Origin of the sequence: Geothrix limicola (assembly GCF_030268085.1) — a bacterium.
GTDB lineage: Bacteria > Acidobacteriota > Holophagae > Holophagales > Holophagaceae > Geothrix > Geothrix limicola.
The window spans coordinates 270,860-294,473 of record NZ_BSDE01000002.1; the positions used below are offsets into that span (position 1 = coordinate 270,860).

Sequence of the window (23,614 nt, forward strand, 5' to 3'; positions counted from 1 at the left end):
CGTTCCACAGCCGTCCGCCGTCTACCGGAGCCCCTCCACCAGGAACAGGATTCCGCGGTTCCTGAAACTCTGGGCGGCCACATGCCGCCCATCGGGCGTGACCATCACCGAATCCAGCTGGGCCTCCGCCTTCGCCTCGCAGGCGAAGCCCTTCCAGGCCTGCCGCCGCCCCGTGGCCGGATCCAGTTTGGAAATGCGCAGCGGGGGATATCCGGGAAGGTAGACGTAGAGTGTGCGGGCATCCGCGGTCCAGCCCGCGACCTGCTCCCCGGGCGCCAGGCCCTGGATGGGTTCGGGCTCGCTCAGGGGCTCGTCCAGCCGCGCAACCCTGTAGGCGTTCTTGTACTCCACGATCAGGCGCCGGCCATCCGGCGACAGGCGCGGCAGATCCGCCCCGAGGGCCGCCCCCTCGGGCGTAAGCGCCACGGGCGCCGCGCCCTCCAGGTCCGCGCGGAACATGCGCCAGGGGCGGCCGGCTTCGCTTCCCCAGACCAGGAGATGCTTCCCGTCTTCCAGCAGCCGCGCGTAATTGGCCTCCTCCAGGCCCGGCACCGTGATGTTCCGGGAGAGGCCGAGCCCCGTGGGAAGCAGCTGGAACTTGGGGCCCCGGGCCATGACCGTGGCCACGACCCAGCGTCCGTCGGGGGAAAGCGTGCAGGTCCCCCCCTCATCCAGCAGCACCGGCGGGCTTCCGTCCGTGCGGAACAGGGCCACGTTCGTGCGGCCACTGGGATCAATGTGGTTCCCCACCAGCCAGCGCCCGTCCCCCGAGGCGTCCGAAAGGAAGAAGTTGTCCTTCCGTTCGAAGACCCTTGGCACGGGCTGATCGTCGGACCAGGCCAGCACCTCGGCCCTCCAGTCGCCCTGGCTCATCAGGACCTCGCCGCCCGCCCCGATGTCATGGAGCTGGATGTGGCCGTTGGCGCGGTACACCACGCGTTCCGCGCCGCCCGCCTTCACGGCGAACAGCTCGTCCGGGATGCGGTCTCCGGCGCTGAACCAGACCTCATCGCCGCGCCAGGCCAGGCCCTGGAGGTTCTTATGATCACCGGACCACCGGGTGGTGCGGCCCGTGCGGAGATCATGCACCTCGACGCGCCGTTTGTTGCCCCCGACGCCTCGGCAGAAGGCCAGCCGCGTTCCATCCGTGGAAAACCTCAGAGAGGTCAGGCCCCGGACATCGGTGTCGATCACCTTGCCCGGGGGGCATTCCAGATTTCTCAGGCCCCCCTGGTTCCGCACCAGGGCCAGCGTCCCCGCTAGCGAGAGATCCGCGCACAGGATGTCCGTGAACATCTCCCGGGGCCGGCTGTCGCCGATGGGCCCCAGCGCCAGGGTTCCGCTGAACCCGAAGGAATAGCTCCGTCGGATCTGCGTGGCGATGGCCCACAGGCCCGAGGCGCTCACCGACACCAGGTGCCCTTCCAGATCCGTCTCCTTCTCCTCGCGGTTCGACACCGTGATCCGCGACACGCGCTTGGCCCCGCCGTTCCAGGCACCGCCGACCACCACCTCCTTGCCATCGGGCAGGAAGCGCGCCGCGAGGATCTCCCCCTCCCGGTAGGTGAGACGGCGGAACACGGGCTGGGGGGCCGCCTGGAAGGGCGCCCAGCCGCGGGCCCGGGCCAGCCCCACCCAGCCCAGCACGAGCAGGGCCCCCGCGAGCCCCGCGGCCGGGACGCGCCAGGCCCTGAAAGGCGCCGGGAGCGGCCGGTTCCGTGTGGCGCTGCTGGAGGATTCCTGGAGGTTGTCCAGGGCGAAGGCCAGGTCGTGGGCACTGTGGAAGCGGCCCTCCGGCGCCTTGGCGAGACAGCTGCGCAGGATCCGCTCCAAGGGGGGAGTCACCTTCAGGGTCTCGGGCAGGTCCGGTGGTTCCTCCTTCAGGATCGCGTGCATCACCTCGATGGACGAATCGCCCCTGAAGGGCTTCGCCCCCGTCACCATCTCCCACAGCACGACTCCCAGGCTGAAGAGGTCGCTGCGCGCATCGGTCGTTTCGCCCCGCACCTGCTCGGGACTCATGTAGCCGGAGGTGCCCACCACCTGCCCCGGCTCGCTCAGCGCGGCAGTGAAGGCTTCGGTCTCGACCCGGCTGCCGGCCGGGGCGCTTCGCGCCTTCGCCAGGCCGAAGTCGAGCACCTTCACGCGGCCCTCCCGGGTGAGGAAGAGGTTCTCCGGCTTGAGGTCGCGATGGAGGATGCCCCGTTCATGGGCCGCCGCCAGGCCCTGCGCCGCCTCCCTCGCCAGCTCCGCCGCGCGCTTCGGAGGTAGCGCCTTGCCGCGCATCCGCTCCCGCAGGGTTTCGCCCTCGAGCAGTTCCATCACCAGATAGGGCGACCCTTCGTGCTCGCCCGCCTCGAAAATCTGCACGACGTTGGGGTGCGACAGGGAGGCCAGCACCCGGGCCTCCTGCTGGAAGCGGCGCAGGCGGTCCCCATCCGAGCCGAAGGCCCCGGACAGCACCTTGATGGCCACGTCGCGGCCGAGCCGCTCGTCATGGGCCCGGTAGACCTCGCCCATGCCCCCGGCGCCGAGGGGGGCGAGGATGCGATAGGTGCCGAGATGGGTGCCGGACGGGAGGGACACGAGGACCTCTGCCGCGGACATGGGGGGAACTGCCCCACATAATAGGCGCGATCAACCGTCCGGGATCTCCAAATCCCGACGCCAGTGTTCAGTGCGTGGCCCCCCGGGTCTCCTCGCCCTCGCTCACCAGCACGCCGTTGATGACGGTGCCCACGCAGTGCGTCGTGTATTCGAAGGGATCGCCGTCGAAGAGGGCCACGTCGCCATCCTTGCCCTTCTCCAGGCTGCCCACGCGGTCGGCGATGCCAAGCAGTCGGGCGGGGCCGAGCGTCAGGGCCCGCAGGGTGTCTTCAAAGGAAAGCCCGTTGGCGGTGGCCAGGGCGCCCTCCCACAGCACCACGCGGGTCTTGGGCACGTAACCTTCGAAACCGCTCTGGAACGCGAAGGGGATGCCCGCGGCCTGCAGCCGTGCGGCGGTTTCCAAGCTCAGGTTCTCCATCTCGCCAAAGGCGCGGGCCATGGTCGGATGCAGGATCACGGACACCTTGGCGGCCTTCAGCGCGTCCAGCACCAGGTAGGCCTCGGACGCGCCGTCGAGCACGATGTCGAGGTCGAATTCCTTGGCGAGGCGCAGCAGGGAGAGGATGTCCTGGGCGCGGTGGGCCGTCGCCAGCAGGGGCAGCTCTTTGCGCAGCACCTGGACCAGGGCCTCCTTGCGCAGATCCCGCGGCGGCTCCTTGCCCTTCTCGGCCTCCTTCTGCTTGCGCGCGTATTCCTGGGCCGCCACCAGTTCGGCGCGCAGCATGGCGATCTGCTTGGCGCGGGTGCCCGGCGCCTTGCCGGCTTCACGGGCCCGGGCGCCGTCACCGAGGGTCGCGGCCACCATGGCCTGGGGTTTCAGCACCCCGTGCGTGACTTCGGTGGTGTCCGTCTTGATGACGAAAGTCTGGCCGCTGATAAGGGCGCCGGGGCCGTGGCCCGTGTGCAGCGTCGTGACACCCAGGCTGCGCACGTAGCTCACGAGGGGATCGCGCCCGTTGTAGGCGTCCATGGCGCGCAGTTCGGGCTGCAGGGGCGCCGAACCTTCCAGTTGATCCTGGTCGTGGGATTGGTTCAGCAGGCCGGACAGACCCACGGTGCTGCGGCCATCCACCAGGCCGGGAACGGCCACCTTGGCGCGTTTCACGGTCAGGCCCGAGGGCACCTTCACGTCGGCGGCGCGGCCCACGGCGCTGACCTTGCCGTCCTGGATGAGCACGACGCCATCCTGGATGACCGGCCCCGCGGCGGTATAAAGCGATTCGGCGCGGATGGCCAGGGATTGGCCCTGCAGCGCGGCGGACACACAAAGGAGGAAGGTGAGGCGGTTCACTGGTAGGTCTCCTCGGCTTCCAGGGCCAAGAGGTGGCTCAGGTCATCGGTGTCGTGGCTGGCGCCGGGCCCGCCGACGGCATAGAGGCGCTGCTTGGGGTCGGCACGGTCGAAGACCTTGGCGCCCTCCACCCAGGTTTCTTCCACATGCGCGTAGATACTGAGGGGGTCGGCGCTCAGCACGAGGAAATCCGCATCCTTGCCGGGCTTCAGGGATCCGATGCGATTCTGCAGATCCAGCAGCTTGGCGCCGCTGAGGGTCAGTCCCTCCAGCGCGCCCTTGCGGCTCATGCCCGCGCGCACGGCGAGGGCTCCGCTGCGGATGAACCAGCGCGAATCGGTGATGGGATCGTCCGTGTGGAAGCCCACCAGCACGCCCGCCTTTTCGAGGGCCGCGCCGTTGGTCATGCGCGCATCCTTCGTTTCGAGTTTGCCGCCAGGGCTGTCGATGGTGATGATCGAGGCGCCCATGCCGCTCTTCGCGATCTCATCGGCCACCATCCAGGCATCGCTCACGTGGTGCAGCACCACCTTGAAGCCGAACTCCTTCTGCAGGCGCAGCACCGTGAGGATGTCGTCGTGGCGGTGCGTGTGGTGATGGACGACGCGCTTGCCTTCGAGCACTTCCACCAGGGCCTCCATCCCCAGGTCGCGGGCCGGGCGCTTCTTCGGATCATCGCCCGCCTCCTTCAGCTTGCGCTGGTAGTCCTGGGCCTTCAGGAACTGCTCACGCACCAGGGCCGCACTCTTCGCGCGGGTGCCCGGGAAGGGGCCCGTGGCATGGCGGGAGTTCGTGCCGTTCGCCATCTTCATGCCGCCGAGGTAGCTGCCGTCGGGCCGCTTCTCCATGGCCAGGGCATCCACGGTCTGGCCCTCGCGCAGTTTGAGGTACATCGTCTGGCCGCTGAGCAGGTGGCCCGAGCCGGGCATCACGTTGACGGAGGTGATGCCGCCCGCGCGGGCCTTCATCACCGAGGCGCTACGCAGGTTCAGGCTGTCGGAGACCCGCACCTCGGGCTGGATGGGCGCCGTGCTGTCGGCCCCTTCGGGGCTGCCGATGTGGCTGTGGGTATCGATCAGGCCAGGCATGATCACCTTTCCCGCGGCGTCGTGGCGCACGGCACCTTCGGGAATGGCGGTGCCGGGGCCGCCCACGGCGAGGATCTTCCCGCCCTGGACGACGAGCACGCCGCGCTCGATGTCAGGGCCCTCGATGGGGATGATGTGAGCCCCGATGAAAGCCTGGGGCTTGTCCTGGGCCTGGAGGGGCAGGAACGCCATGCTCATGCTGATGCTCAGGCTCAGCGCCTGGGCCAGCGCGGGTAACCGTCGGTTCATGGGAATCTCCGGCCCCGATTGTAGCCCTCGCCATGCGAGGGTCAATCGCGAAAGCGCCTCAAATTCAGGCGGAGGCGCGATTCTGGCCGGGCCGCGAAAGGATGTAGAGCAGCACGGCGGCCACCACGGTGCCGAAGGCAAAGCACATGGGCCCACTGAGATGCTCACCCAGGACGAAGAGGCCGAGGGCCAATTGCAGGGTGGGACTGAAGTACTGGATGAAGCCCAGACGCTGAAGCGGGATGCGCACGGCGGCATAGGCAAAGGTCAGCAGGGGCACGGCCGTCACGGGGCCCGCGAGGATCAGCAGGGTGGCCGTCCCGGGACCGCCCGTGAAGAAAGCCCCACCGTGCTTCCAGGCGAGGTAGATCAAAGCGAAGGGCATGCACAGGAGGCTTTCGGCGGCCAAGCCCGACAACGCATCCAGACCAGCCTTCTTCTTCAAGGCGCCGTACAACGCGAAACTGACGGACAGCACCGTCGCGACCCAGGGCAGGCTGCCCAGCCGCCAGGTGGCCACGGCCACGCCCAAAAGGGCCAGCCCCGTGGAGATGCCGGCCCAGCGATCCAGCTTCTCGTGGAAGAGGAAGGCGCCCAGGGCCACGGACAGCAGAGGTGTGATGTAGTAGCCCAGGCTGGCTTCGGTCACCCGGTCCACCTGCACCGCCCAGATGTAGATGCCCCAGTTCAGGGTGATGAGCCCCGCACAGGCCACCACCGCCAGGGCGCTGGACCGCTCCCGCCAGATGCGGAGAACCTCGCCCAGCCGCCGCTGCGACAACAGCACCAGGGCCAGGAACAGCCCCGACCAGATCACCCGGTGGCAGAGCACCTCCAGGGCGCTCACGGCCGAGAGCTGTTTCCAGAACAGGGGCAGCAGACCCCACATGCCATAGGCCACGAAGGCCGCAAGGGTGCCCCGGTGGAGCTTCCGGGCCTGGGCCGGTGTGGCGAGCCCTCGGGCTTGGCTGGTCACCCGGTCAGCGCTTGAACCGCTGGCAGTTCGCGGGAACCACGCAGGTGCCGGAGGCCTTGCAGACCACGATGGGCTCAGGCAGCACGTCGGCGGCGGAAACCTGGCCTTCGATGCCCGCGGGCACGATCACCTTCCGGGCTTCGAACTCCATCTTGCGCGAGGTGCGCCCCAGGGACACGATGCGGCCCGTGGCCTCGATGTAGTCGCCCGCGTTCACCGGGGCCAGGAACTGGACATTGTCGTAGGCCACGAAGAGTCCCTCGTCGCCATCGCAGCGGATGAGCAGCTCCGTGGCCACGTCCCCGAAGAGCTGCAGCATCTTGGCACCATCCACCAGGTTGCCGGCGTAGTGCGCATCGTGAGCGGCGATGCGGAGGCGGATGAGGCTGGTAAAGCGGTCGAGGTTGATGTCGCCCATGGGGTCACCTTTCAGGGGTCCGATCAAGGATGGCAAATCATGCCACAGGCTTTTGACACCCCGGGTCACAGCTAGGAGGCCGGCCGGGAGGGCCCGCTTCCACGTCCGACGGCCAGACGAAAGACCGCTCTCTTCCCCTTGAAGGTGGGCCCTGACGCCGTTTCAGCCGTGCGGCGTGTCACCCTCTCGGCCCCCTCCGTGGGACCTTCCCTCGCGCTTGGAGGGGCCTCCAGGCAGGGTTCAAGAAATGACAATGTGTAAACCTAATTCCAACAAAATTCATTGCCGGGCCTTGACCCGGGACATCCTCCTTCCAGTGCGACGCCCTCTACCCCGAATTTTTCAAAGATGCCCCTAAAGCCCCTTATTCCCATGAGATACGACGGTTTCACCCCCCTTCCGAGCACCGCTTCCGAGGGCGCCCTCCCCTGCCCCACGAGCCCCGAATGGTAGGGGTTTCACCCCCTCTTCTAGCCCCCCGTTGTGACGACGTTCGGAAATGGGTACGGCTAGGTTCAAAACGATGTCGTGGGTGTCTATACCGCGACTTCGCATCGAAGGAGAAACCATGGCGATGGGCTGCAAATACGGATCCCACCGCGTGCTGGAACCCCGGGGCGTCCTGCCCCAACCCGCCGCGAAAATCAGCAACGACATGTCGACGATCTACGACAACGAGATTCTCGTGGACGTGACCGCCCTCAACATCGACAGCGCCAGCTTCACCCAGATCGAGGAAGAAGCGGGCCACGACCTCGCCAGGATCGAAGCCAAGATCCTGGCCATCGTGGGCGAGAAGGGCAAGATGCAGAACCCCGTCACGGGTTCGGGCGGCATGTTCATCGGCCAGGTGGCCAAGGTGGGCAGCGCGCTGGCCGACCGCGGCTTGAAGGCGGGCGACAAGATCGCCTCGCTGGTCTCGCTCAGCCTCACGCCCCTCAAGATCGAGAAGATCCTCAAGATCCACGCCGACATCGATCGCGTGGAAATCAAGGGCCAGGCCATCCTGTTTGAATCGGGGCTCTACGCCAAGCTGCCCGAGGACATGACCGAAAGCCTCGCCCTGGCCGCGCTCGATGTGGCGGGCGCCCCCGCCCAGGCCGCCAAACTGGTGAAGCCGGGACAAAGCGTGCTGATCCTCGGTGCCGGCGGCAAGTCCGGCATGCTGGTGGCCTATGAAGCCATGAAGCGCGTGGGCCCCACGGGCCACGTGGTGGGCAACGTCTATTTGGCCGAAGACAAGCAGACCCTCGATGAGCTGGGCCTCTGCCACGAGGTCGTGGTGGCCGATGCCACCCGGCCCGTGGACTTCCTGAGCGCCGTGCTCCAGGCGAACGGGGGCCGCGAGTACGACATCGTCGTGAACTGCGTGAACGTGCAGAACACGGAGATGTCGAGCATCCTGCCCTGCCGCCAGGAGGGCACGGTCTACTTCTTCAGCATGGCCACCCACTTCGGCAAGGCCGCCCTCGGCGCCGAGGGCGTGGGCAAGGACGTGACCATGATCGTCGGTAACGGCTACACCAAGGATCACGCCGAAATCACGCTCTGGGAGCTGCGCGAGAACCCGAAGCTGCGACGGCTCTTCGAAGAACGCTACGTCTAAGGCGCGGAGGAATCATGGATAACAAGCTGATCATCACCTGCGCCATCACCGGCGCGGAAACAACGAAGGCGATGAACCCGGCCCTGCCGATCACGCCCGAGGAGATCGCCCAGGGCGCCTTCGAGGCCTATGAGGCTGGTGCTTCCGTGCTGCACCTGCACGTGCGCCAGGATGACGGCACCCCCACCCAGGACGTGGCCGTTTTCCGCAAGGCCATGGATCTCATCCGCGCCAAGTGCGACATCGTCATCGAGACCACCACCGGCGGCGCCGCGTGGATGACGCCTGAAGAGCGGCTCCAGCCCGTCACCCTCAAGCCCGAGATGGCCAGCCTCGACTGCGGCACCGTGAATTTCGGCGACGAGTACATCGTGAACACGCTGCCCATCATGCGCCAGTTCGCCCAGGCCATGCTGGACCACGGCGTGCGGCCCACCCTGGAATGCTTCGACCTGGGGCACGTCTACGCCAGCCACATCCTCATCAAGGAAGGCCTGCTGGAAGAGCCCTACCACTACGGTCTGGTGCTGAACGTGCCCGGCGCGGCCAAGTACGAACCCGATGTCATGGAATTCCTCGTGCGCAAGCTGCCCAAGGGGGCCTTCTTCACGGCCTTCGGCATCGGCGGAAAGGCGAACGTGGATAGCATCTACGCCACCATCGCCCTGGGCGGCCACGTGCGCGTGGGCTTCGAAGACAACATCTACTACAGCAAGGGCCGCCTGGCGGCCTCCAACGCCGAGCTGGTGGAACGCGCCGCCCGCATCGCCCGCGACTGCGGCCGCGAGCTGGCCCGGCCCGAGGATGTGCGGCGGATGCTGAAGCTCCGAAGGGCTTGAAACCGAACTTCTTTCCTCTGGTGAATCCCATGAAATACAACCCCATCGACTGGCGCGGCATCGACCTCTTCAAGGACGTGTCCGAGGCAGATTGGAACGACTGGCGCTGGCAGATGCGCAACGGCATCCACGACATCCCCACGCTGGAGAAGGTCATCAACCTCACCGAAACCGAGCGTGAACAGCTCAAGAAGTGCCTTGAGAAGTTCACGATGGAGATCACGCCGTACTACGCGGCCCTCATGGATCGGCAGGATCCCGACTGCCCCGTGCGCATGCAGTCCGTGCCCCGCATGGCCGAGCTGCACGACGATCCTTCGGATCTCTCGGACCCCCTGCACGAGGATGTGGACAGCCCGGTTCCCGGCCTCACCCACCGCTACCCGGACCGCGTGCTGCTGCTGGTCACCAACATCTGCTCCATGAACTGCCGCCACTGCACCCGCCGTCGCCTGGTCGGGGACAACGACATCGACATGCCCGAGGACTATGTCGCCCAGGCCATCGAGTACATCCGCAAGACCAAGTCCATCCGCGACGTGCTGATCTCCGGCGGGGATCCCATGGTGCTGAGCGACGAGCGTCTCGAATCCATCATCAGCCGCATCCGCGCCATCGAGCATGTGGAGATCATCCGCATCGGCACCCGCGTGCCCGTGGTGCTGCCCCAGCGCATCACCGATGACCTGGTGAACATGCTCAAGAAGTACCACCCGATCTTCGTGAACACCCACTTCAATCACGCCAAGGAGATCACCTCGGAAGCCCGCGAAGCCTGCGCCAAGCTGGCGAATGCAGGCATCCAGCTGGGCAACCAGAGCGTGCTGCTGCGGGGCATCAACGATCAGACGGAAGTCATGAAGCAGCTCCTTCACAAGCTACTCACCATCCGGGTGCGGCCCTACTACATCTACCAGTGCGACCTGTCCCTGGGCATCTCCCACTTCCGCACCACCGTGAGCAAGGGCATCGAGATCATGGAGGGCCTGCGCGGCCACACCACGGGCCTCGCCGTCCCCACCTTCGTGGTGGACGCCCCGGGCGGCGGCGGCAAGATTCCCGTCATGCCCAACTACCTCATCACCCGGGGCGAGAACAAGGTGGTCCTCCGCAACTACGAAGGGGTCATCACCACGTACACCGAGCCCATCCACACCACCCCCGCACCCCTGGCCAAGACCGAGCCCAGCACCGAGGTCTACAAGGCGAGGGACGGCGTGGCCACCTTGCTTTCCGGCGAGAAGCTCTGCATCGAGCCGGGGGGCCTTTCCCGCAAAGTGCGGAACGGCAATCACTAGGATGGAAAGACTGGCAGGCGCAGAAGGAGCGGTGACAGCCATCACCGGCTTCGAGAAGGGGTCGGGCAAGACGACCTTCCTGACCCATGCCCTGCCCCTGGTGCGCAAGGCCGGCCCCGTGGCCGTCTTCAGCATCGGCGTGGATGGCGCGCTCAAGGCCCGGGACGCGGGCGCGCCTTCCCCAGAAATCCGCGTGGAGCGGGGGGATCTGGTCCTGACCACAGAGGCCTTCGCCCGCGGCTCCAGCGCGAGCTTCGAAGTGCTGGAAGCCCTGCCCGGCCGAAGCGCCCTGGGCCGCCTGTTCCTGGGGCGGGCCCTGCGCGGGGGGAGCGTGACCCTCGTGGGCAGCGAGCACCTGAGCGTGCTGGCCGACCTCATCGCGCAGGTGCGCCGGGAAGGCTGGGCTCATTCCGTGCTGGTCGACGGGGCCGTCAACCGGGTGACCCAGGTGGCCGCCCTGGGCGATCTGGCCTTCGTCTTCACGGCCCGCCTCGACCGCGCCAACCTCGCCAGGGCCGCGGCCCGCATCCGGCACTTGAACCTCCTGGCCTCCCTGCCCGTGGAGCCTCAGCCCCAGGAAGGCGCGCTGCGCATCGAGGGTCCCCTGGGCCCGGCCCAGCTCTCGGCCCTCCCGCAGGACACCCGGATCGTTTCCATCGAGGATTTCACCAAGGTTTTCCTGGAACCCGCGGATCTCTCCCGCGCCCTCCAGAGGCTGGACATCCGCGTCCGGCGCGCCTTCCGCCTCCTCTGCGTGGCCGTCACGCTGAGGGATGTCTCTCGCCCGGAATGCCTCCAGGCCGTGGGAGAGGCCGCCAGCGGAGCCCTCCTCTTCAACCCCTACGAGGTGGCCTCGTGACGCGAGCTGCCCTGGCCTACGCCCAGTTCGATCAGATCTGGGAGCGCTTCCTGCCCGAGACGCCCTATGGCCGGGCGGCCAAGGAGGCCATGGCCCTCCAGACCGATGCCGCGACCCTATTCCGCATCTGGGATGAGACCGAGGCCGCCCTCGCCCTGCTCGAGGATCTGGATGCCGTGCGCCTCAGCCAGCTCCAGCACCACCTCAAGCGCCTGCCGCGGATCTGCGAAGAACCCCGGCCCCGCTACGACGAGGTGGAGATCTTCCAGTTCAAGAAGTTCCTCCACAACTACAAGGGCCTGGTGGAAGGCCTGGGGGAGGAAGCCCGCGCCACCTTCGGCATGACCTACGCCTCGGAGTCCTTGGAGCAGCTGCTGGATCGCGGCCGCCAGAGCGCCGAATCCTTCTACGTCGCCGACGCCTACTCGGCGGATCTGGCCCGGATCCGCGTCGAGATCCGCGAAGTCGACGAGGTCCTGCAGCGCCTGCAAGCCGGCCGTGCCGCCGAGATCCGCGAACGCTGGGGTTTCGAATTCGGAACCAAGGCCTTCCTGCTGGTGCCGAGGGAAGCCCTCGAACCCCTGTCCGGGGCCCGGGACCTGCTCCGCATCGAACCCTTCGACGATACGAAGTACGCCGTCCGGATGGAGACCTCGGCGGAAGCCTTCCTCCTGCTGGAGCGGCGCGCCGCCCTCCAGTCCCGGGAACGCCTGGCCGAAGACGCCGTGCTGGAGCGGATTTCCGAATCCCTCCGCAGCGAGCTGGACCGGTTCGAACATTACAAAGAAGCCCTCACCCGCTTCGATCTCGCCTTCGCCCGCGCGCGGCTGGCCCGGGAACATCGCCTCGTGCGGCCCACGCTGGGCGCCGGAGCCCTCGTCCTCAAGGCGGGGCGCTTCCTTCCCTGCGAGGAAGCCTGCCGGACCCTGGGCACCGACTACGTGCCCCTGGACGCCCGGTTCGAGGACTCCGCCACGGTGATCTTCGGCTCCAACATGGGCGGCAAGACCGTGGCCTTGAAGACCCTCGCCTTCCTTCAGTTCTGCACGCAGATGGGACTCTTCGTACCCGCCGAGGCCTTCTGCACCCGCCTCTTCCAGCACCTGCACTACCTCGGCGAAGGTCAGGCCGACCGGCCCGCCCGGGGGCTCTCGGGCTTCGGCTTCGAGATCCGCTCCTTCGTGGAAGCCATGGCGGATTTCGACCGCCCCACCCTGGTGCTCTTCGATGAATTCGCCCGCACCACCAACTCGCTGGAGGCCGAGGCCATCCTGTCGGCCGTGCTGGAGCACATCGCCTCCAGGCCCGGCGTGGTGGCCCTCTTCAGCACGCACTTCCGCGGGGTCCGCCGCCTCTCCGGCGTGAGCTACCTGCGCATGAAGGGCCTGAACCGAGAAGGCCTCGACCTGGACCTGGCGTCGGGGCAGGCGCTGGAGGCCCGCATCCGCCTCATCGACCAGCGCATGGAATTCCACCTGGTTCCCGATGAAGGCGGCCCCGGCGCCTCGGATGCCATCACCGTGGCGGGCCTGCTGGGCTTGGATGCCAGCATCGCCCAACGGGCCACGGACTTTCTGCACATCGACCCTCGAGCCATTCAGGAGTAGACATGGAAACCAAGCTGGCGCTGTCCGCAGAGAAGATCGCCAAGGCGCGGGAACTGGCGGCCCGCATCGTGGCGCCCGTGGGGAATTTTGTGGATGCGCACACCACGGTCACGGTGGAGCGCGCCACCCTGCGCCTGGCGGGGGTCGACGGCGCCGACGCCGATGGCGTGCCCGTGCCGAACCTGGTGGTGGATCAGCTCAAGGGCCGCCTGGAGAACGGTGCCCTGCTCGCCTATGTGAACGCCCTCGTGAAGACCGGCGACACGGTGCCCGAGCTCAACGAAAAGATCGCCGCGGGCTTCAACATCGCGGATCTCCCCCTGGGGGACCGGACCACCCTGGAGGCCAAGGCCCAGGAGCTCGTGGAGGCCTTCGCCCGTCGTGTGAAGGGGAACCGCAGCCACCGGGAAGCCCAGCTGAAGAGGTACGAAGGGCGCAATCACTCCCCCATGCTCTACCTCATCGTGGCCACCGGGAACATCTTCGAGGATGTGAAACAGGCCCAGGCCGCCGCCGAGCAGGGCGCGGACGTCGTGGCCGTGATCCGCACCACGGCTCAGTCGCTGCTGGATTACGTGCCCTACGGTGCCACCACCGAGGGCTTCGGCGGCACCTACGCCACCCAGGAGAACTTCCGCATCATGCGCGCGGCCCTCGACGAGGCCGTGGAGAAGCAGGGTCGCTACATCTACCTCACCAACTACGCCTCGGGGCTCTGCATGCCCGAGATCGCGGCCATGGGCGCCCTGGAGCGCCTGGACATGATGCTCAACGATTCGATGTACGGAATCCTCTTCCGCGACATCAACATGTACCGCACCTTCGTGGACCAGAAATTCAGCCGCATGATCAACGCCTTCGCGGGCGTCATCATCAACACCGGCGAAGACAACTACCTCACCACCTCGGATGCCGTGGAGAAGGCCTACACGGTGTTGGCCAGCCAGTTTCTCAACGAGCGCTTCGCCTACGCGGCGGGCCTGAAGCCCTGGCAGATGGGCCTCGGCCACGCCTTCGAGATCGATCCCGCCCTCCAGAACGGCTTCCTGCTGGAGCTGGCCCAGGCCCAGATGGCCCGGGAGATCTTCCCCGAGGCGCCCCTGAAATACATGCCTCCCACGAAGTTCATGACCGGCGACATCTTCAAGGGCGTGGTGCAGAACGCGCTCTTCAACTTCGTGAGCCAGGCCACGGGCCAGGGCATCCACCTGCTGGGCATGCTCACGGAAGCCATCCACACGCCCTACATGCAGGACCGCTCCCTGGCCCTGGAGAACGCCAAGTACGTCATGAACACCATGGCGGACCTGGGCGGCGAGATCGAATTCAAGGAGGGCGGCCTCATCAAGACCCGCGCCCGCCAGGTGCTGGACGAAGCCGTGGCCTTCCTGGAGAAGATCGAGCAGATCGGGCTCATGGATGCCATGGAGCAGGGCGAGTTCGCCGACATCAAGCGCCCCCGCGACATGGGCAAGGGGCTGGATGGCCTGGTGAAGAAGGGGCCTGAGTACTTCAACCCCTTCGAGGCCTACCTGAAGGCCGAGCTGGGGCTGAACCGGTAGCCATGACTTTGATTTCTGGATGTGAGGTGATGACATGATCGTTCGACCCTACGGCGACACCTTGGATGACGGTGCGGTGCAGCTTTCCTTCACGCTGCCGGTGCCCGACGGCCCGAAAGGCAGGGAGGCCGCGCGGCTCTTCGTGGAGAAGCTGGGCTTCAAGCACGCGGAAGTGGTCCACTCCCACGCCATGGCCGAAGGCTTCTCCTTCTACGTGGCCTACGGACGCACCGAGATCTCTGTGGATGTCGACGCCATCCACATCGAGGAAGCGACGGGCGACAAGATCTACACCATGGCCGAATCCTGCGAGGTGATCCGCGAGAAGCTGGGCCGCAAGATCACCATCGTGGGCGCCTGCACGGGCTTCGACGCGCACACGGTGGGCATCGACGCCATCATGAACATGAAGGGCTACAACCACCACTACGGTCTGGAGCGCTACCCGGAGATCGAAGCCCACAACCTGGGCGCCCAGGTGCCCAATGACAAGCTGATCGACTACGCCCTGAAAGTGAATGCCGACGCCATCCTCGTGAGCCAGATCGTCACGCAGAAGGATGTCCACATCCAGAACATGACGGAGTTCATCGAGCTACTGCAGGCCCGCGGCCTGCGGGAACGCTTCATCGTCGTGGCCGGGGGCACCCGCATTGGCAACAAGCTGGCGGTGGAGCTTGGCTATGACGGAGGCTTCGGCAAGGGCAGCTACGCCGACCACGTGGCCACCTTCATCATCGACCGCCTCATCGAGCGGAAGAACCTGGCCTGACCGTACGAGTTTCGGGGCGGAGCCACGGCTTCACCCTGGTGTTCCAAATTGATGACCTATTTATCGCTTTTTTGATTCAACTTGATTCCAGCGCAGGAGGACTTCAATGCTTCAGAAACCCGTGATCTCCGCGTCGGAGGCGGCGGCCAAGGTGCGCGAGGGGGATGCCCTCATGGTGGGCGGCTTCATGGCCTGCGGCTCGCCTCACACGATCATTCAGGCCCTGACGGAAAAAGGCACTCGGAACCTGACGCTCATCTGCAACGACACGGGCGTCCACGACCTCAAGTCGGGCAGGGTCACCGGCGTGGGCCACCTCGTGCAGAAGCGGCAGTTCAGGAAGATCATCGCCAGCCACATCGGGCTGAACCAGGAGACCCAGCGGCAGATCAACGCGGGCGAAACGGATGTCACCCTCGTGCCTCAGGGCACGCTGGCGGAGCGGGTTCGCGCGGGCGGCGTGGGCCTGGGCGGCATCCTCACGCCCACCGGGCTCGGCACCGAGGTGGAAGAAGGCAAGCAGGTCATCACCGTGGGCGACCGGCTCTTCCTGCTGGAACTGCCCCTCAAGGCCGACGTGGCGCTCATCAAGGCCAAGAAGGCCGACCGGGCCGGCAACCTGGTCTACGCGGACACGGCCCGGAATTTCAATCCGCTCATGGCCATGGCCGCCTCCCTGGTCGTCGCCGAAGCGGAAGAGATCGTGGAAGTGGGCGAGATCGATCCCAACGCGATCCACACGCCGGGGATTTTCATCGATGCCCTGGTTCAGGCCGAACGGCTGGAAGGGTGAGGACGACCATGGAATATGTCGCGAACAAGGACAACATCGCCCGGCGCATCGCCCGGATCTTCAAGCCCGGCAACGTGGTGAATCTGGGCATCGGGCTGCCCACCCTCGTGGGCAACTACGTGCCCGAGGATGTCACCCTCATCCTGCAATCTGAGAACGGCATGCTGGGCCTGGGACCCGCCCCCGCCAAGGGCGAGGAGAACCGCGACCTCACCAACGCCGGAGGCGCGCCGGTGACCATCGCCCCCGGCGGCTGCTACTTCGACAGCGCCATGAGCTTCGGCATCATCCGGGGCGGGCACGTGGATTACACCGTCCTGGGCGTGCTGGAGGTGGATCAGGAAGGCAATCTCGCCAACTACAAGATCCCCGGCAAGATGGTGCCTGGCATGGGCGGCGCGATGGATCTCACCACGGGATCCAGGGTCGTCATCGCCGCCACCCTGCACTTCGAACCCTCGGGCGCCTCGCGCCTGAAGCGGCGCTGCACCCTGCCCCTCACGGCCGTGCGCGAGGTGAACCTGGTGGTGACGGACCTGGGCCTCTTCGAAGTGATGGGCAACCGCTTCTTCCTGCGGGAGTACTTCGAACCCTACACGCCCGAATGGATCAAAGCCCGCACCGACGCCGAGATCATCATTCCCAACGATTGCCGGCCCGTGGTGTTCTAGCAAAGATCGTTCTTTACCCCCTATGCAGAACAGGGCGCCGAGGCGCCCTGTTCTGCATTCTGGAAAGACCTCAGGCCTTCAGGGCCTTCGCGGCCAACTCGAGGATGTCCGTGGTGGCCACGCCCTCGTGGCCCGTTTCGCCCGCGGCGTTGTTGAGCATCACGTTGCAGAAGGGGCAGCCCACGGCGATGGTGGTGGCCTTGGTTTCGAGGGCCTGCTCGAAGCGCTCGTGGTTCACGCGCTTGCCCAGGTGCTCTTCCAGCCAGAAGCGGCCGCCGCCGGCGCCGCAGCACATGGTGGCCTCGCCGTGCTTCTCCATCTCCGTGAGCTTCACGCCGGGGATGGCGTCGAGGATGGCGCGGGGCGCCTCCACCTGGCCGTTGTAGCGGCTGAGGTAGCAGGGGTCGTGGTAGGTCAGGTCCACGTCCACCGTCTGCTCCAGCTTGATCCTGCCTTCGCTGATGAGCTTGGAGACGAGCTCGGTGCCGTGCACCACCTCGAAATCGCCGCCGAAGGCCGGGTACTCGTTCTTCAGCGTGTTGAGGCAGTGGGGGCAGTTGGTGATGACCTTCTTCACGCCGTGGCCCTTGAGCAGCTCCACATTGGTTTCCGTGGCCGTCTGGAAGAGGTACTCGTTGCCCAGGCGCCGCGCGGATTCGCAGGTGCAGCTCTCCTCCTTGCCCAGGATGGCGAAGGAGACGTTCGCGGCCTTGAGCAGCTTCACGAGGGATTTGGACACCTTCTGTCCAGCCGCATCGTAGCTGCCCGCGCAACCCACCCAGAAGAGGTACTCGGCGTCGGGATTGTCGGCGATGGTGGGCACTTCCAGGCCCTCGGCCCACTTGGCGCGGTCGGCCTGGGGCAGGTTCCAGGGATTGCCCTGGCGCTCCATGCCCTTGAAGGCCGTCTGGGCCTCATCGGGGAAGTTGCTTTCCTCCAGCGTGAGGTAGCGGCGCATGCCCACGAGCTTGTCCACGAAGCTGATCTGCAGCGGGCAGGCCCATTCGCAGTAGCCGCAGCTGGTGCAGGCCCAGATGGTGTCCTGGCTGATCCAGCCTTCCAGCTGTTCCTTGCTCCAGGGGGCGGCTTCCTCGTCGCGCTTCCACACGGAGCCTTCGGGCACGGGCCCGCCGATGAGCGGACGATCCTCGGGCGCGGGCTTGTCCTGGCCCATCTGATCGAGGGGCGTGGCCTTCAGGTAGTCCCGCAGGTCGGTGCCGAAATCCTTGGGGCGGAGCGGCTTGCCCGTGAGCGTCGTGGGGCAGTTCTCGAGGCAGCGGCCGCACTCCACGCAGGTGTAGAAGTCGAGCATCTGCTTCCAGCTGAAGTCCTGGATCTTGTTGATGCCGAAGTGCTCGGCCTCGAGGTCCATGGGCTTGAGGTTCTTGTTGGGTTCGAGCTCGCGGAAGTAGATGTTGAAGAGCGACGTGAAGACGTGGAAGTGCTTGGAGTAGGGCAGGAAGTTGGCGAAGAAGTAGAGGATCGCCAGGTGCAGCCACCACATGCTCTTGTAGAGCACCAGCAGGCCCGTGCCGCCAAGAGGGCGCAGCAGGTTGGCCACGAAGAGGCTCACGGGGGCCCAGGTCTTCCAGGCGGGATTGTGCAGCCAGATGAAGGCGCCGTCGGCCAGCAGGTCCGTGACCATCAGGCCGCCGATGAGGCTCAGCGTGGCCCAGGCATCCCAGGAGTTCTCGAGGCGCCAGGGCTTGATCACGAGGCGACGGAAGGTGGCGAGAGCGAGGCCCAGGATCACCAGGGCCTCGAAGATGTCCTTCGTCGCCTGGTAGCCGTAGCCGAACCCACCCAGGGCCTCGGTCATGTGCCATCCGAAGAGGCCCTCGAGCACCAGGCCGATGGTGCGCAGCGAGAGGACGCAGAAGCCCCAGAAGATGAGGATGTGGTAGAGGCCCGCGTACTTGTCGCGCACCATGCGCTTCTGCATGATGGCCAGCGTGAACACGCCCTTCAGGCGCACCCAGGGCTGGTCGAAGCGGTTGTCCGCCACACCGGCCTTCAGCGTGGCCAGGCGCTGGCGCATGGTCCAGGCGAAGAAGCCGCCCGCCCCCAGGGTCATGATCCAGAACAACGCGATTTCCAGGGCCTTCATGTCGGTCTCTCCTTGCGGTCAAGGGTTCACCAGGGGGTTCACCAGGGGGTTCACCAGGGATGGCGGTGCCATTCCAGGATTCACGCACCCCATTGTCAGGTATGGCGGGCTCGAAGGCCCAGTGTAGCCGTGGCCATGAGAAACTGGAGGCCCGACCTGGAGTCAATGCCCGGAGTTCCCCTTGGTCCACGCATCCGCCTTACATTTCGAAGCCGCCGTGACCCGCCCCCTGTCGGTGGTGTTCCGGTCCGGCGACCGCTGGGAGGGCCACGACTACACGGTGGAAGTGGTGACCGCGCGCCAGGGCCTGGACGGCTTCGATGTCGTGGTGGACTTCCGCGATCTGGAAGCGGCCATGGACCGCAGCCTGGCCCCCCTGCAGGGCCGCCTGCTTTCGGAGCTGGGCCTCGACGGCCCCCTCGCCCTGGCCCAGCGCCTGCTGAAGGAACTCACCCCCTTCGTCCCCGCCCCCGCCCGCCTGAAGGAAGTGGCGCTGACGGACGGAACCGGGCGGAGGATGGCGGTCCAAGCCTGAGCCGTATGAAGCCTTGGATTCCTCTGACCGCCCTGGCGCTGGCCCTTTCGCCGCTGCTCGTCGTGCATCCCCTGCGCGTCTCGGGCCACAGCATGGAACCTTCCCTCGCGGACGGCGAACTGCGGTGGGCCCTGCGGGCCTGGGCCAGCCACGCGCCGCGACGCGGCGACCTGTGGGTGGTCGAAGGGCCCCAGGGAACCTCCGTCAAGCGCGTGCTGGGCCTGCCCGGTGACACCGTGACCTGGGCGGGGCCCGACCTCTGGATCAACGGCCTGCGCCTGGATGAACCCTGGGTGATCCACCCCGAGCGCGGCGGCGAAGGCCGGCAGGTCTGCGGCGAGGGCTACCTCGTCCTCGGCGACAACCGCCCCCAGAGCCAGGATGGCCGCAGCTGGGGCGCGATCCCGATCACGTCGATGCGCGGACGGATCCTCTGAACGGTTGACCAGATCTTCCCTGTGGCGACAGGTGCACTAGGATGGGGGCATGCCGGGCCGCCCTGAGATTCCCGTCGCCTTCCGGGGCCTGTACGAGGGCCCCCTCCTCAGCGTCCGGGAATACCGCTGCCACGCCTGCCGCAGCGGCCCAGGGCCCGAGGAGGAGTCCGACGCCAACACGCTCATCCTCATGCGCCAGGGCGCCTTCTGTCGCCACTTCGGCCGGCAGAAGGCCACCGCGGACGTCAACCAGGCGGTCTTCTTTTCGAAGGGCTCCACGTACCAGGTGAGCCACCCGGCGGACTGCGGCGATCGCGGCACGGTCTTCGCCGTGGCACCCCGCGTCCTGCGGGACATCGTCCGGGAGCTGGATCCCAGCGTCGATGAACGCCCCGATCAGCCCTTCGCCTTCGTCTCCGGCCCCTGCGAATCGTCGGTGTTCTGGCGCCACCGGGAGTTGGTGCAGCGCCTCGAGGCGGGGACCGGAGCTCTCGAGCCCTTCTGGGTGGACGTGACGGCCCTGCAGATCGTGGCCGACACCCTCGAAGCGGCCTTCGCCCAGGCGGGCCACCCCCGCCGCAGCCGCCGGGAAGGCACCGAGGCCGATCACGCGAACCTCGCGGAAGCCGCCAAGGTCCACCTCGCGGCTCACCTGGGGGAACGCCTCACCCTCGACGAGGTGGCCCGCGCCGTGCACGCCTCGCCCTTCCACTTCGCGCGCGTGTTCCAGCAGCGCACGGGGGTGTCCATCCACCGCTACCTCACGCTGCTGCGGCTGAGGGCCTCGCTGGAACGCCTGGCGGGCGGCGAAGAGGATCTGACGGCCCTGGCGCTGGACCTCGGTTTCTCCAGCCACAGCCACTTCGCGGATGCCTTCCGCAGGGAGTTCGGCCGGACCCCTTCGGAGGTGCGCAAGCACGCCAGCCTGCGCACCCTGCGTGAAATGAGCAAGAATCTGGAAGTCTGAAACCCGCGCCCTTCCTACCTTCATCTTCACGGGGTTCGAACCCGGCGGCCATGGTGGCTCCGCGTCGGCCCCACGAGGAGAAGGTGATGAGCATCGACAAGTGCCCCGTGTGCGACTGGGACATGAAGGACGGCGGGATCAAGGTGCGCGTGGCGGGCAAGGAACTCACGGTCTGCTGCGACGAATGCGCCGCCAAGGTCCAGGCTGACCCGGCCGCCTACGCCGTCATGGCCCGATAGACACCCCCCAACGTGAGGGCCCGAATCCAGGCGGTTCGGGCCCTCTCTTTTTCACAGGAACACCCATGCCCTCAGCCCACGACCTGACCATCCGCGTCGATGAACTCCTGGAGGCGGGCGACCGGATCGTCATGCTCGGCTACTACGAAGGCGCCCCCAAGGCCACCGGCAAGCGCTTCCGTGCCCAGGTCGCCCACGTCTGGACCCTGGCCCAGGGCAAGGTGCGGCGCTTCCAGCAGTACACCGATACCTTCCAGCTGGCGGAATCTCTCCAGCCCTGAGCCACTCAGATGTCCCGGCCCTCCTCCAACACCGCCTCGAGGGCCTCGTGCACCTGGTCGATCCAGAGGATCTGGAGCCGTTCGCGGGCGGCGGGGGGGACATCCTCGTATTCCTTCCGGTTGCGCTCGGGCAGCAGCACGCGGCTGATGCCCGAGCGCAGGGCTGCCAGCACCTTCTCCTTAATGCCGCCTACGGGAAGCACGAGACCGCGCAGGGAGATCTCGCCGGTCATGGCCGTGTCGCTGCGCACGGAGCGGCCCGTGAACAGCGAGGCCAGCGCCACGAACATGGCGATGCCCGCGCTGGGCCCGTCCTTCGGCGTGGCGCCGGCGGGCACGTGGATGTGGACGTCCAGCTGTTCGAAGTCCTCGCCGGAAACGCCGAGTTCGCCCAGGCGCCCCTTCAGCAGCGAGAGGGCCGCCTGGGCGCTTTCCTTCATCACGTCGCCCAGTTGGCCCGTCAGGAGGAGCTTGCCGCTGCCAGGCACCCGGGCCGCCTCGATGAAGAGGATGTCGCCGCCCACGGGCGTCCAGGCGAGGCCCGTGGCCACGCCCGGCACGCTGGTGCGCATGGCGGTTTCGGATTCGAAGCGGGGCGGACCGAGGATCTCGCCCAGGTCCTCCGGTTTCACGCGGACGGATTCCACCTTGCCTTCCGCGACGCCCATGGCCACGTGGCGGAGCACGGATCCGATCTCCCGTTCCAGGTTGCGCACGCCGGCTTCCCGCGTGTAGTCGCGGACGATGGCGGCGAGGGCGCCCTCCTCGAAGGCGCACTGGGGCGCCGTCAGCCCGTTGGTGGCCAGCTGCCGCGCCACCAGGTAGCGGCGCGCGATTTCGAGCTTCTCTTCTTCCGTGTAGCCCGGCAGCTGGATCACCTCCATGCGGTCCCGCAGGGGGCCGGGGATGGTGTCGAGCACGTTGGCGGTGCCGATGAACATCACGTGCGAGAGGTCGAAGGGCAGGCCCAGGTAGTTGTCGCGGAAGGTGCCGTTCTGCTCGGGATCCAGGGCCTCCAGCAGGGCCGAGGCGGGATCGCCGTGGAAGCCCCCGGCGCCCAGCTTGTCCATCTCGTCGAGCATGAAGACCGGGTTGCGCGTGCCCGCGTTGTGGATGCCCTGGATGATGCTGCCCGGCAGGGCGCCGATGTAGGTGCGGCGGTGGCCGCGGATCTCGGCCTCGTCGTGGACGCCGCCCAGGCTCGCATGGACGAACTTCCGTCCCGTGGCGTGGGCGATGCTCTGGCCGAGGGAGGTCTTTCCGACGCCGGGGGGGCCGACGAAGCAGAGGATGGGGCTCTTGCCGCCGGGATTGAGCTTGCGGATCGCCAGGTACTCGAGCATGCGCTTCTTGATCTTCTCCAGGCCGTAGTGATCCTCGTCGAGGATCCGCCGCGCCTCGGCGATATCGATGGCTGTCTCGCTTTCCTTGGACCAGGGCAGTTCGGTGAGCCAATCCAGGTAGGTGCGGATCATGGAGTATTCGCCCGCGGAATCGGGCATGCGCTGCAGACGCTTCAGCTCCTTGCGGGCCTGCTTCTCCACCTCCTCGGGCATCTTCGCGTTGGCGATGGCCTTGGCCACCTCCTCCAGCTCCGCGGCGGTCTCGTCCGTGTCCCCCAGCTCCTTCTGGATCTGCTTCAGCTGCTCGCGCAGGAGGAATTCCCGCTGCCGGGCGTCCATGGCCTCCCGCGTCTGCTCGGTGATCTTGCGGGACATGTGGATCACTTCGAGCACGTGGGCCATGCGCGCGAGCACTTTGTCGAGCCGCTCACGCACATCGAAGGTCTCGAGGATTTCCTGTTTCTCCTGGGCCTTGATGTCCATCAGTCCCGTCACCAGATCCGCGGCGGGCCCGGGCGCCGTGAGCTGGTGGATGGCGTTGATCAGCTCCATGGGCGGCATGGGCAGCGCCTCAGCGTACTCCTGCACCTGCTGGCGCAGCGTCACGAGCCGGGCCTCCAGGGCACTGGACAGGGTCTCGTCCTCCGGCACCTGGACGATGCGGGCGACGAGGAAGGGCCAGCCATCCAGAAACTCGATCACCCGGAAGCGGTGCTCCCCGTGGCAGATGAGGTGGTGGGATCCGTCGGGTGTCGTGATGTAGCGCAGGACATGGGCCATGGTGCCCACCCCGTAGAGTTCCCGGGGGCCCGGCTCGTCCTCGGCGGGATCGCGCTGCAGCAGGATCCCCAGGGGGCGCTCGGTCTTGATGGCCTCCTGAGCCGCGGTGACGGACTGCTCCCGCCCGATGCTCACCGCCGTCACCATGCCCGGGAAGAGCGCGAGGTTGCGCACGGCGATGATGGCGGCCGCATCTTTCGGAAGCGGGGGATGGGGCCTCGCCCCGGGGCCTTCCGCTTCGTGGGATCCGCGGTCCACCCGCGATCCATGGTTGGCGTTCATGGGCGGT

General features: G+C 66.9%; 21 protein-coding genes. 14 read left to right on the forward strand and 7 right to left on the reverse strand.

What is annotated here, in order from left to right:
- Nucleotides 1–21 precede the first annotated feature (21 nt).
- The 5 genes from QSJ34_RS06835 to kal form a co-directional block, all read right to left on the reverse strand.
- Nucleotides 22–2,586, reverse strand: coding sequence for a serine/threonine-protein kinase (locus tag QSJ34_RS06835; RefSeq protein ID WP_285573023.1), 2,565 nt, complete (start codon nucleotides 2,584–2,586; stop codon nucleotides 22–24).
- An 88-nt stretch (nucleotides 2,587–2,674) separates the two neighbouring features.
- Nucleotides 2,675–3,898 carry an amidohydrolase family protein gene (locus tag QSJ34_RS06840; protein ID WP_285573027.1) on the reverse strand — a complete coding sequence of 408 codons (1,224 nt, stop codon included), beginning with the start codon at nucleotides 3,896–3,898 and terminating at the stop codon, nucleotides 2,675–2,677.
- The gene (locus QSJ34_RS06845) at nucleotides 3,895–5,235 is read right to left on the reverse strand and encodes an amidohydrolase family protein (protein WP_285573030.1); all 1,341 of its coding nucleotides are present in this window, start codon (nucleotides 5,233–5,235) and stop codon (nucleotides 3,895–3,897) included. The genes QSJ34_RS06840 and QSJ34_RS06845 overlap by 4 nt, the downstream gene beginning before the upstream one ends.
- A gap of 64 nt (nucleotides 5,236–5,299) precedes the next feature.
- Nucleotides 5,300–6,211: an EamA family transporter RarD gene (gene rarD / locus QSJ34_RS06850; RefSeq protein WP_285573035.1), complete on the reverse strand. Its 912-nt coding sequence runs from the start codon at nucleotides 6,209–6,211 to the stop codon at nucleotides 5,300–5,302.
- Between the two features lie 4 nt (nucleotides 6,212–6,215).
- Nucleotides 6,216–6,629: a 3-aminobutyryl-CoA ammonia lyase gene (gene kal / locus QSJ34_RS06855; RefSeq protein ID WP_285573038.1), complete on the reverse strand. Its 414-nt coding sequence runs from the start codon at nucleotides 6,627–6,629 to the stop codon at nucleotides 6,216–6,218.
- Nucleotides 6,630–7,197: 568 nt separating this feature from the next.
- On the opposite strand from kal, the gene kdd reads away from it, so the two are divergent.
- The 9 genes from kdd (at nucleotide 7,198) to QSJ34_RS06900 (ending at nucleotide 16,636) form a co-directional block, all read left to right on the forward strand.
- The gene (kdd, locus tag QSJ34_RS06860; RefSeq protein ID WP_285573040.1) at nucleotides 7,198–8,235 is read left to right on the forward strand and encodes an L-erythro-3,5-diaminohexanoate dehydrogenase; all 1,038 of its coding nucleotides are present in this window, start codon (nucleotides 7,198–7,200) and stop codon (nucleotides 8,233–8,235) included.
- 14 nt (nucleotides 8,236–8,249) lie between these two features.
- Nucleotides 8,250–9,074, forward strand: a complete 825-nt coding sequence (kce, locus tag QSJ34_RS06865) for a 3-keto-5-aminohexanoate cleavage enzyme (RefSeq protein ID WP_285573043.1) — start codon at nucleotides 8,250–8,252, stop codon at nucleotides 9,072–9,074.
- A 29-nt stretch (nucleotides 9,075–9,103) separates the two neighbouring features.
- Nucleotides 9,104–10,372, forward strand: coding sequence for a lysine 2,3-aminomutase (gene kamA / locus QSJ34_RS06870; protein ID WP_285573045.1), 1,269 nt, complete (start codon nucleotides 9,104–9,106; stop codon nucleotides 10,370–10,372).
- Nucleotides 10,373–10,403: 31 nt separating this feature from the next.
- Complete coding sequence (locus QSJ34_RS06875; protein ID WP_285573048.1) at nucleotides 10,404–11,231, forward strand: hypothetical protein; 828 nt, start codon at nucleotides 10,404–10,406, stop codon at nucleotides 11,229–11,231.
- On the forward strand, nucleotides 11,228–12,838 hold the full coding sequence (kamC, locus tag QSJ34_RS06880; RefSeq protein ID WP_285573050.1) for a lysine 5,6-aminomutase reactivase ATPase KamC: 1,611 nt from the start codon (nucleotides 11,228–11,230) through the stop codon (nucleotides 12,836–12,838). The genes QSJ34_RS06875 and kamC overlap by 4 nt, the downstream gene beginning before the upstream one ends.
- Before the next feature lie 2 nt (nucleotides 12,839–12,840).
- Nucleotides 12,841–14,400, forward strand: coding sequence for a lysine 5,6-aminomutase subunit alpha (gene kamD, locus QSJ34_RS06885; protein WP_285573052.1), 1,560 nt, complete (start codon nucleotides 12,841–12,843; stop codon nucleotides 14,398–14,400).
- Nucleotides 14,401–14,434: 34 nt separating this feature from the next.
- Nucleotides 14,435–15,172: a lysine 5,6-aminomutase subunit beta gene (kamE, locus tag QSJ34_RS06890; protein WP_285573053.1), complete on the forward strand. Its 738-nt coding sequence runs from the start codon at nucleotides 14,435–14,437 to the stop codon at nucleotides 15,170–15,172.
- A gap of 106 nt (nucleotides 15,173–15,278) precedes the next feature.
- A complete protein-coding gene (locus QSJ34_RS06895) occupies nucleotides 15,279–15,965 on the forward strand; it encodes a CoA transferase subunit A (RefSeq protein WP_285573056.1) in 687 nt (228 codons plus the stop codon).
- A gap of 8 nt (nucleotides 15,966–15,973) precedes the next feature.
- Nucleotides 15,974–16,636, forward strand: a complete 663-nt coding sequence (locus QSJ34_RS06900) for a 3-oxoacid CoA-transferase subunit B (RefSeq protein WP_285573059.1) — start codon at nucleotides 15,974–15,976, stop codon at nucleotides 16,634–16,636.
- A 70-nt stretch (nucleotides 16,637–16,706) separates the two neighbouring features.
- On the opposite strand, the gene QSJ34_RS06905 is transcribed toward QSJ34_RS06900, so the two are convergent.
- On the reverse strand, nucleotides 16,707–18,743 hold the full coding sequence (locus tag QSJ34_RS06905) for a (Fe-S)-binding protein (RefSeq protein ID WP_285573063.1): 2,037 nt from the start codon (nucleotides 18,741–18,743) through the stop codon (nucleotides 16,707–16,709).
- 181 nt (nucleotides 18,744–18,924) lie between these two features.
- Between QSJ34_RS06905 and QSJ34_RS06910 the strand changes: the two genes are divergently transcribed.
- The 5 genes from QSJ34_RS06910 to QSJ34_RS06930 all read left to right on the forward strand — a co-directional run bounded on the left by QSJ34_RS06910 (nucleotide 18,925) and on the right by QSJ34_RS06930 (nucleotide 21,202).
- Nucleotides 18,925–19,278 (forward strand): 6-carboxytetrahydropterin synthase, encoded by a 354-nt coding sequence (locus tag QSJ34_RS06910; RefSeq protein ID WP_285573071.1) that lies wholly within the window; start codon nucleotides 18,925–18,927, stop codon nucleotides 19,276–19,278.
- Between the two features lie 5 nt (nucleotides 19,279–19,283).
- Complete coding sequence (gene lepB, locus QSJ34_RS06915) at nucleotides 19,284–19,715, forward strand: signal peptidase I (RefSeq protein WP_285573072.1); 432 nt, start codon at nucleotides 19,284–19,286, stop codon at nucleotides 19,713–19,715.
- 49 nt (nucleotides 19,716–19,764) lie between these two features.
- Nucleotides 19,765–20,682 carry a helix-turn-helix domain-containing protein gene (locus tag QSJ34_RS06920; RefSeq protein WP_285573074.1) on the forward strand — a complete coding sequence of 306 codons (918 nt, stop codon included), beginning with the start codon at nucleotides 19,765–19,767 and terminating at the stop codon, nucleotides 20,680–20,682.
- Nucleotides 20,683–20,768: 86 nt separating this feature from the next.
- Nucleotides 20,769–20,921, forward strand: a complete 153-nt coding sequence (locus QSJ34_RS06925) for a hypothetical protein (RefSeq protein WP_285573077.1) — start codon at nucleotides 20,769–20,771, stop codon at nucleotides 20,919–20,921.
- 65 nt (nucleotides 20,922–20,986) lie between these two features.
- Entirely contained in the window at nucleotides 20,987–21,202 is a 216-nt protein-coding gene (locus QSJ34_RS06930; protein WP_285573079.1) for a nuclear transport factor 2 family protein, read from the forward strand.
- A 5-nt stretch (nucleotides 21,203–21,207) separates the two neighbouring features.
- Here QSJ34_RS06930 and lon read toward each other — a convergent pair whose 3' ends face one another.
- Nucleotides 21,208–23,607: an endopeptidase La gene (gene lon, locus QSJ34_RS06935; protein WP_285573081.1), complete on the reverse strand. Its 2,400-nt coding sequence runs from the start codon at nucleotides 23,605–23,607 to the stop codon at nucleotides 21,208–21,210.
- Nucleotides 23,608–23,614: the final 7 nt, after the last annotated feature.